This is a genomic window from Arenicella chitinivorans, assembly GCF_014651515.1.
Classification (GTDB): domain Bacteria; phylum Pseudomonadota; class Gammaproteobacteria; order Arenicellales; family Arenicellaceae; genus Arenicella; species Arenicella chitinivorans.
This window is the reverse complement of the sequence record NZ_BMXA01000002.1, coordinates 703,327-712,500: the sequence shown is the minus strand read 5'-3', so window position 1 is coordinate 712,500 and position 9,174 is coordinate 703,327. Positions and strand designations below refer to the sequence as shown.

Below are 9,174 nucleotides of genomic sequence, written 5' to 3'. Positions count from 1 at the left end.
TTTCAAAGTTTTTCAACCGCCTCAATTGCCGTTTCCGACGACTGAGATGCTCGCTTTGAGGGAGCTGCATTCTACTCAATTGAAGCGTCCGGTCAACCACTTTTTGAAATTAATTTCCAAAGCTTGTTTGCGCCGGAATAAGCGTCTAACTGACCGCTTATTTGCCTCACTTGAGGGTCGTGCATTCTACTCATTCCAACCTGCCGGTCAACACCTTTTTTTAAATAATTTTAAAAGGTGTTCCGAGCCACGAAATCGCTAAAATTTAGCGCTGCGTCATCTCGAGGAAGGCGGCATTCTACGCATTTAAAACTTGCCGTCAACCATTTTCTTTTCTTATTTTTTATACCACTAATCAGTGGTACCTGCTCGGCCATATTGGTCCTCAAAACGCACTATGTCGTCCTCTCCCAAATAGGATCCTGATTGCACTTCAATAATCTCTAGGACGTCGACCTCACTCGGGTTGCGCAGTGCATGCACCACGCCTACAGGTATATACGTAGATTCGTTTTCTTTGAGTAACATAGTTTTATCACCATTCAGCACTTCAGCCACACCTCGAACCACAACCCAGTGTTCGGCTCTATGGTTATGCATCTGCACTGACAGCTTCGCCAATGGTTTAACTTGAATGCGTTTAACTTGAAATCGATCTCCAGCGTCAACCGAATCGTACCAGCCCCAAGGGCGATAGACCTTACGGTGATGCTTTACATGTGACCGGTTCTCATGTTCAAGCACCTTAACTATCTGCTTAACCTCCTGACACTCGGCTTTCGTGGTGACCAAGATAGCATCATCAGTCTCCACGATAACCAGGTCTTCGACCCCCACTGCAGACACCAGCTTACTCTCTGAGTAGATATGCGTATTGCGCGTGTTGTGTACGATAACATCACCAGTACAGGCATTACCGTTCTCATCTTTATTTGAGACCTCCCAAAGCGCTGACCACGACCCAACATCACTCCAACCTGCATCCAACGCAACAACCGCGGCATTGTCAGTGTTCTCCATAACAGCATAGTCGATTGAGATCGACGGCGACATCATGAACTCTTCTGTGCCGATGCGAATAAAATCAAGGTCGTGTTGCATCTTTGAGTATGCCGCAGAACACGCTTCAAATACTTCCGGAGCGTAACGCTGCAACTCATCTAGGTAACAATCCGCACGAAGTGCGAAAATCCCACCATTCCAATAATAACCGCCAGACGCAAGATATTGTTCGGCTGTACCACGATCAGGCTTCTCTTTAAAACTCTCGATCTGATGCACTTCGTCATACAACTTTACACCACGTTTTATGTAGCCATAACCCGTTTCCGGAGATGTGGGTACAACACCAAACGTCGTAAGCTTGCCACTTGCTGCGGAACTCATGGCGAGATCAACGGCTTTTAAAAAACGATCTTCATTTAGGATCACGTGATCCGCTGGCATCACCAGCAGCACAGACTCCGGATCAATACTCGCGGCATGTAAAGCTGCGACCGCAATCGCTGCCGCCGTATTTCGCCCCTCGGGTTCAAGCATGACACTCGCATCAGATGCACCAACCTGCGCCAACTGTTCCCCAACGATAAATCGGTGCTCCTCGTTACACACCACGATGGGTGCACTAAAATCGCCCGCGGCTCGAGTGCGCAATACCGTTTGCTGCAACGGAGACAAGTCCGGATCGGTTATTGGCAATAGCTGCTTTGGGTACATGCCTCGAGACAAAGGCCACAACCGAGACCCGACACCACCAGATAGTATGACTGGCACCTTCATTAGGCTTCCCTCAAAATTTGTTCATTTTTCGATAACCAGCCGTAGGTATGACTTAGACCTTCTACTAACGAGTAGCTGGCCTGCCAACCTAGACTGTTGATTTTGCTAACATCGAGCAACTTCCGCGGTGTGCCGTCCGGCTTTGACGAATCAAATACAATTTCACCCTCGAAGCCAACAACCTCAGCCATGGTATAGGCGAGCTCACGAATCGTGCAATCTTCACCAGTACCAATATTCAGGTGCGAGAGGCGCTCTTCTGTTGCTTGTTGGTATGCCGAGCGCGACAATCCCATGACAAATAACGTTGCGGCGGCCATGTCATCCACGTGTAAAAATTCCCGCATCGGTTTCCCAGAACCCCAGACGACCACCTGTCTTGCATCGTCCAACTTAGCTTTATGGAACCGGAGCATCATTGCTGGAATCACGTGACTGTTCATTGGGTGAAAGTTATCGTTTGGGCCATACAGGTTAGTCGGCATCACGCTGCGATAATCGACACCATGTTGTCGATTGTAGGATTCGCACAATTTAATACCAGCGATCTTGGCAATAGCGTATGGCTCGTTTGTCGGTTCCAGCTCACTGGTCAATAGTGCTGATTCAGGAATTGGCTGAGGTGCAAATTTGGGGTAGATACAAGACGAGCCCAGCAGTACCAATTTTTCAACTCCTGCCTCGAATGCCGCCTGCAACACATTGCATTCAACCATTAGATTTTCATAAATAAAGTCCGCTGGATACGTATTGTTCGCATAGATCCCCCCGACTTTAGCGGCGGCATGGTACACATGATCGATCTTTTCCTTACTGAAAAAGCTTCGAACAGCACTTTGATCGGTCAGATCCACTTCGGATCGAGTGCGAGAGATGATCTCTACATCCGGTTGCGTGGTGAGATTCCGCACGAGCGCCGAGCCCACCATACCTTTGTGGCCAGCCACATATACACGCTTGGTCATTGTATTTCTATACTCGTCTCATCATTGATCTAAAAACCCGTGAACTTTAAGGTGTGCTTGTTTTCGGGCCTCGGCGAGATCTTCGGAAATCATTTCAGCGCACATCTCTTCAACTGTAATTTCTGGCTCCCAACCGAGTTCACGCCGTGCTTTTTCAGGATCACCGAGTAATGTCTCAACTTCCGCTGGGCGAAAATACCTTGGGTCAATACTCACAATCTGGTCGCCGGGTTTTAGCGCGATGTCAGTTTTGGGTTCAACTGCAGCCACCACACCAACTTCCTCGACACCCTCTCCGGTGAACTCGATTGATATACCAAGATAACTTGCTGCCGCGCGCAAAAAATCACGCACGGAGATTTGCCTCCCGGTAGCAATCACATAATCATCGGCTTGTTCTTGCTGCAACATCATCCATTGCATCCGAACATAGTCTTTAGCATGCCCCCAGTCTCGCAATGAATCCAGGTTACCGAGCTTTAATTCATTCTCCAGACCACAGGCAATGCGCGCCAATGTTCGAGTAATTTTGCGCGTAACAAATGACTCTCCCCTGCGCGGAGACTCATGATTGAATAGTATTCCATTACACGCATACAAGCCGTAGGATTCACGGTAATTTACCGTGATCCAATAAGCATATAACTTCGCAACGCCATATGGGGAACGGGGATAAAAGGGGGTCTTCTCGGTCTGCGGAGTTTCTTGCACCAACCCATATAACTCAGAGGTAGCCGCCTGATAGAAACGCGTTTTTTCGACCAAGCCCAGAAATCGAATTGCCTCAAGCAAGCGAAGGGTCCCGAGGGCATCCACATCCGCAGTGTATTCTGGCACTTCAAAGGACACAGCCACGTGACTCTGCGCAGCGAGGTTGTAAACCTCGTCTGGCCGAATCATATCCAGCAAGCGAGTTAAACTTGACGAGTCAGAAAGATCTCCGTAGTGGAGTTTAATCTTCCCGCGCATCCCACCGCCGAATTCCAGCAGGTGCTCAATACGCTCACGGTTGAACGACGAAGATCGGCGAACCAATCCATGTACCTCGTATCCCTTGGCAAGCAAAAATTCCGCAAGATAAGAACCGTCCTGGCCTGTAATGCCAGTTATGAAAGCTATTTTAGTCATTAGTTTGATGGACTTCCGGCAGTCCCGCTAAGCAAGAGAACAAGTTTAGCGAAACACCTATAAAAAGACAAAACTCTCAGCGTCGCCACTTATCTCGAGGCAAACGCATTCGAATCACTTTGGACAGACCCTTGCAAACTTGCGCTTACCGACCTGAAGCACAAATGGGGTCACTGCATTGATGAGTAATTTTGGATCGGATACACGCTCACCATCTATCTTAACGGCCCCCTGTTTGACCATACGCATAGCTTCCGAGGTACTCGGACACAACTGAGCTTCTTTGATCACACCACCGATCAGCAACCCATCACGGATTGCAATGTGGACTTCAGGAATATCATCGGGAATGGCGTTTTTTTGAAATCTCTGAATAAAATCCTGTTTGGCCGACTCAGCTGCCGCGGCATTATGGAATCGAGTGATCAATTCCTCGCACAATAGAAACTTCACATCACGCGGATTCATCCCTTCGGATATCTGCGTTTTAAAACCATCGATCTCCGACATCGGGCGAAAACTCAACAACTCAAAATAGCGCCACATTAACTCATCCGATACTGACATCACCTTGCCAAACATATCGTTCGGCGCATCGGTAATCCCGATGTAATTGCCGAGAGACTTCGACATTTTTTGTACGCCATCCAGGCCTTCTAGAATTGGCACCGTCAATATCGCTTGCTGTGACTTCCCATAAGCCTTTTGCATCTCACGCCCAACCAGAAGATTAAACTTTTGATCGGTTCCACCTAACTCAACATCGGCTTCGAGCGCAACAGAGTCGTAACCTTGCACCAAGGGATACAGAAATTCGTGAATTGCAATAGATTGTTGCGCAGCGTAACGCTTGGAAAAATCGTCGCGCTCCAGCATTCTTGCTACAGTATATTGAGCCGCCAAACGAATCATGTCCGCCGAACTCATTTTACTCATCCATTCTGAATTAAACCGAACGCGAGTCAGCTCCGGATCTAGGATTTTGAATACCTGCGCCTGGTAAGTCTCTGCATTCTGCTTAATTTCGTCGCTCGTCAACGGTGGCCGTGTCGCACTCTTGCCAGTCGGATCACCAATTAGGCCGGTGAAATCCCCAATCAAAAACGTAACATTATGACCAAGCTGTTGAAACTGCCGCAACTTATTAATTAGTACGGTGTGACCCAGATGCAAATCTGGCGCGGTCGGATCAAACCCGGCTTTTACCTCCAACGGCTTACCGGTCGCCAACTTCGCCTCCAATTCTGACTGCGGAATAATCTCATCAGCCCCGCGCAACAAGGCTTGCATTACTTCCGAGGGCTGATTCGCTTCCCCCATGGCTGCTTTAATTTCTGTATCGATTGTCACTACTAAACCTGTAACGTTTTGCCTACATCAATCCGCGGGAACGCGGCTTTATTCTCGTGTGGCAAGACTAAACGCTGAGACCGCGGAAGACAAGACGGATTCTGAACGACAAGGGAATTTCATCACTGCTAAGACACACACCTTCAGACGATTTACATTATTTAATGGTGATTAATTTGCCAATCCAACGCGAAACGCGCAAAATGGCCGCTTTAGGGCGCAAAAACAAAACGAACTCGGTCGACCCCCCATGCTTTGATCGACACAGTTCGATTCGCGTTTTGTTGTGCATGACGGTAAAACTCAAATAGATAAGAAGCATTCACTATGCCATCCAGCTTTACGCATCGACTCAGCCACTTGGTCACAGACGTCATCAAACCAAAAAACCCACACCAAGCCGCCAATAATCGCCCACCAATTCGTAAGCGCCATTGGTTCTTGGGCACCTCGCTAGTATTGGCTGGATGTTGGATAACTCATACCACCACGGCCACGATAAAACCACTCGCTAACACTGCCAGCCCCGTTGATGAGACCATTGCGCACACGCCGCTTCTGTTGACTTTTGCGCCGGAGGTGGCCGCCAAGCCAGATCAGCCTATCGATCTCAGTATTCCACCAACCTCCTCGTCAGCGCTGAACTCGGACTCGAACCAACATGACACGGCGGCACTGAGCCTCCCGATGGAAGCCCCTTCCAGTGCCAGCAAGCGAAAAGTAAACCCACCACCTCAGCCAATTGAAATTTTCACGACACGCAAACATAAAATTAAACGTGGCGAGTCGTTAGGGATAATTTTTCGCAAGCAGAACCTTGGCTACAGCTTGCCACACAAACTCACCCAGCACGACGTTGCAAAGCAGTTGACTTCTATCGCAGCGGGCAAATCACTTGAATTCGCCTTCGATGCTGAAGACAAGCTACGGCGCATTACGTATCCTACGAGCTACCTAACCAAGCTCGTTGTCGATATAAAAGACGATGAAATTACCGATGCGAAGGTTGTCGACCTCCCGTATACCACTCATCGTCAAGTCGCATCTGCGGAAATCACATCATCGCTCTTCGAAGCCGGCCTGGAAGCTGGATTGGGCCACAACATTATTATGGAAATGGTTCGCATCTTCGGTTGGGACGTTGATTTTGTTCAAGACATCCGATCCGGTGACAGCTTCCATGTCATTTACCAAGACCACCAACTAGACGGAAAGAAACTCGCAGACGGTGAAATACTCGCGGCTGAGTTTAATACTCAAGGGCGAACCTATCGCGCGATCCGCTATCAAGACAACGAAGGTAACGTCAACTATTACACGCCAGAAGGCGATAGCATGCTGGGCACTTTCCTTCGCTCACCCGTCAAGTTTAGTCGTATCTCCTCACGCTTTGGAAAACGTCGCCACCCAATCTCAAAAAAGTGGAAAGCACACAAAGGCGTGGACTATGCCGCTAGTCGAGGCACGCCAATTCGTGCCACCGCCGATGGCAAGGTGATTCACGCTGGCAACAAGGGCGGATACGGCAAAACAGTGGTTCTAAGACATGCCGGACGCTTCACCACACTCTATGCGCATATGAACGGTTACGCGAAGGGCATCAAGAGCGGTGCACGTGTTAAGCAAGGTCAAACTATCGGCTATGTCGGTAGCACCGGCTACTCAACTGGCCCCCACCTACACTACGAGTTCCGCGTTGACGGCGTACACCAAAATTCACTAACCTACAAAACACCGAAGGCGTCTTCCGTGCCGGCAGATGCTATTGATGACTTCCAATTGCTCGCATCCACGCTTGGCCAAGAGCTAGATTCGGTGCAATCCGAGTACATGCTGGCCCAGGCTAAACAGGCAACCGAGCATGCGCCTGACAGCGATACACTTTAATAGCAAACGAGCCGTATTCCATGCGCCACTTGATCGTCGGCATGATGTCCGGCACCAGCATGGACGGCATCGATGCCGCTTTGGTTGAGTTCACATCAACCAGTCAACTTCGCGTACTGCAGTCGAGCTACACAGCGTACCCGCCTGCGCTCAGAAACGAACTGAACTATCTGGCACTGCATAATGAGCAGATCTTCGTTCCGTCAGACTCACACTTGCACGCCGAGCTAGCAGAACACTATGCCGCTGCCGCAACGTCGCTTATCGATACCAGCGGGATCAAACAACAAGACATCAGCGCCATCGCGAACCACGGACAAACCGTACGCCACGAACCCAACCGCTCACCGGCTTTCAGCATTCAACTTGGTGACGGCAAACACATTGCGATGCTGACAGGCATTCCCACGATCTGCCAATTTAGACAAGCCGACCTCGCGGCTGGAGGCCAAGGCGCACCACTCATGCCAGCTTTTCACCGGCATGTTTTCGGCATGACCGAGTCGCACTATGTGCTAAACCTTGGCGGCATTGGCAATGTAACGCGTTTGAGTGATCCAGTATTAGGGTTCGATACGGGTCCGGCAAACTGCTTGATGGACCAGTGGACTGAGCTACACACTGCACAACGATACGATCTTGATGGCGCATGGGCTAAAACTGGGCGTGTAAACCAAGCCTTGTTGAGCGCCTTATTATCTGATCCGTATTTTACCGCCCCCTACCCTAAGAGTACGGGAACCGATTACTTTAACTTGAATTGGGTACGTGCTCGTTACCCAAAAATCGATCTAGTTGATCCGGCTGATGTGCAAGCCACTTTGCTCGAGCTCACAGTCGACTCCGTATCGAGGTCCCTACAGCAATTACACGCGCAATCAGGCAAGATTTTCGTTTGTGGTGGTGGGGCTAACAACGCGCAGCTGATGGCGCGCCTGCAGTCTGCACTCACTGCTTATGAAGTCACCACAACCGACGCGTTAAATGTGCCTGCAGATTGGGTTGAAGCAGTTGGGTTTGCCTGGCTTGGTTACTGCTTTCTGACTAATACTAACAGCAACATGCCGAGCGTGACCGGTGCCCGCAAACAGGTCGTTCTTGGGCAACAGTATACCCCTGACTGAGCGTCATCTTGGCCACAAAAAAGGGTGCCAGCGGCACCCCAATTTAGGACCTTGCGTAAGCCAATCAAATTAAGCAGAGAACGATGAACCACAACCACAAGTTGTGGTCGCATTTGGGTTATTGATAATAAACCGAGCACCATCGAGATCGTCTTTGTAATCGATCTTGGCACCAATTAAATATTGAAAACTCATTGGATCAACTAGCAGGCGAACGCCATCACGATCCACTGCAGTGTCATCTACCTGCTGATCTTCATCAAACGTGAAACCGTACTGAAACCCTGAGCAACCACCACCTTGCACGTAAACGCGCAATTTAAGCTGGTCATTGGCTTCTTCTTCGATCAGTTCCGCAACCTTACTCGCTGCCGCCGGCGTAAAGTCGAGGGGCTGTGCCGCGCTCGGCGCTACTTCTGTTTCTATCATAATAATAACCTACCTTCGACTCATTGCCGATAACTGCACTAAATATAGCGGCAAGCGCGCTATTTTCAAGCTTCGTTTTTATCCGCACCACCCGGAATAACATCATAAACCGGCGCACTGGCATCAGACACAAGACTGCCATTGAGCACAGCACCTAATTCCATCTCAACTGCTTTGTAATGAATATCACCTGTGATTTTAGCATTCGACTGCAATTCCACATGTCCCGTTGATGCAATATTACCTTTCACCGTTCCATTTATCACAACATGAGGGACATTAACATCGCCCTCAATGATGCCAGACTCACTCAAAACCAAGGTACCGTTATTGCTATCTTGCGCCGAAACATGACCCTTGATGTGACCATCGATGCGCAGGCCGCCTGTGAACTCGAGGTCACCCTGCAAAATCGAGCCCGAACCGACCAATGTATCAATAGTTTCTACCGGCTTGCTTGTGCGTTCTTTGTTTCGTTTCATGATTGTATCTCTACTTCGATTGATTTCGGT

General features: G+C 49.3%; 9 protein-coding genes (1 of these 9 only partly in view). 2 read left to right on the top strand and 7 right to left on the bottom strand.

The features are described from left to right. The 5 genes from IE055_RS08435 to tyrS form a co-directional block, all read right to left on the bottom strand. Positions 1-70, bottom strand: partial view of a hypothetical protein gene (locus IE055_RS08435; RefSeq protein WP_189399762.1) — the beginning only. Its footprint begins 251 nt before the window's first position; the window shows 70 of its 321 coding nt (coding positions 1-70); it begins with the start codon at positions 68-70; its stop codon lies off the left edge, out of view. A 281-nt stretch (positions 71-351) separates the two neighbouring features. Further along, positions 352-1,779 carry a mannose-1-phosphate guanylyltransferase/mannose-6-phosphate isomerase gene (locus IE055_RS08430; protein ID WP_189399760.1) on the bottom strand — a complete coding sequence of 476 codons (1,428 nt, stop codon included), beginning with the start codon at positions 1,777-1,779 and terminating at the stop codon, positions 352-354. Beyond that, positions 1,779-2,744, bottom strand: a complete 966-nt coding sequence (gene fcl / locus IE055_RS08425) for a GDP-L-fucose synthase (protein ID WP_189399758.1) — start codon at positions 2,742-2,744, stop codon at positions 1,779-1,781. The genes IE055_RS08430 and fcl overlap by 1 nt, the downstream gene beginning before the upstream one ends. Positions 2,745-2,765: 21 nt before the next feature. After that, positions 2,766-3,872 carry a GDP-mannose 4,6-dehydratase gene (gene gmd, locus IE055_RS08420; RefSeq protein ID WP_189399757.1) on the bottom strand — a complete coding sequence of 369 codons (1,107 nt, stop codon included), beginning with the start codon at positions 3,870-3,872 and terminating at the stop codon, positions 2,766-2,768. Between the two features lie 114 nt (positions 3,873-3,986). After that, positions 3,987-5,162, bottom strand: coding sequence for a tyrosine--tRNA ligase (gene tyrS, locus IE055_RS08415; protein ID WP_373299193.1), 1,176 nt, complete (start codon positions 5,160-5,162; stop codon positions 3,987-3,989). 387 nt (positions 5,163-5,549) lie between these two features. On the opposite strand from tyrS, the gene IE055_RS08410 reads away from it, so the two are divergent. Continuing rightward, entirely contained in the window at positions 5,550-7,109 is a 1,560-nt protein-coding gene (locus IE055_RS08410) for a M23 family metallopeptidase (RefSeq protein ID WP_189399755.1), read from the top strand. A 20-nt stretch (positions 7,110-7,129) separates the two neighbouring features. Then, positions 7,130-8,233, top strand: coding sequence for an anhydro-N-acetylmuramic acid kinase (locus IE055_RS08405; RefSeq protein WP_189399753.1), 1,104 nt, complete (start codon positions 7,130-7,132; stop codon positions 8,231-8,233). 69 nt (positions 8,234-8,302) lie between these two features. Here IE055_RS08405 and erpA read toward each other — a convergent pair whose 3' ends face one another. Continuing rightward, on the bottom strand, positions 8,303-8,662 hold the full coding sequence (gene erpA / locus IE055_RS08400; protein WP_189399752.1) for an iron-sulfur cluster insertion protein ErpA: 360 nt from the start codon (positions 8,660-8,662) through the stop codon (positions 8,303-8,305). A gap of 65 nt (positions 8,663-8,727) precedes the next feature. After that, positions 8,728-9,144 carry a bactofilin family protein gene (locus tag IE055_RS08395; protein WP_189399750.1) on the bottom strand — a complete coding sequence of 139 codons (417 nt, stop codon included), beginning with the start codon at positions 9,142-9,144 and terminating at the stop codon, positions 8,728-8,730. Positions 9,145-9,174 lie beyond the last annotated feature (30 nt).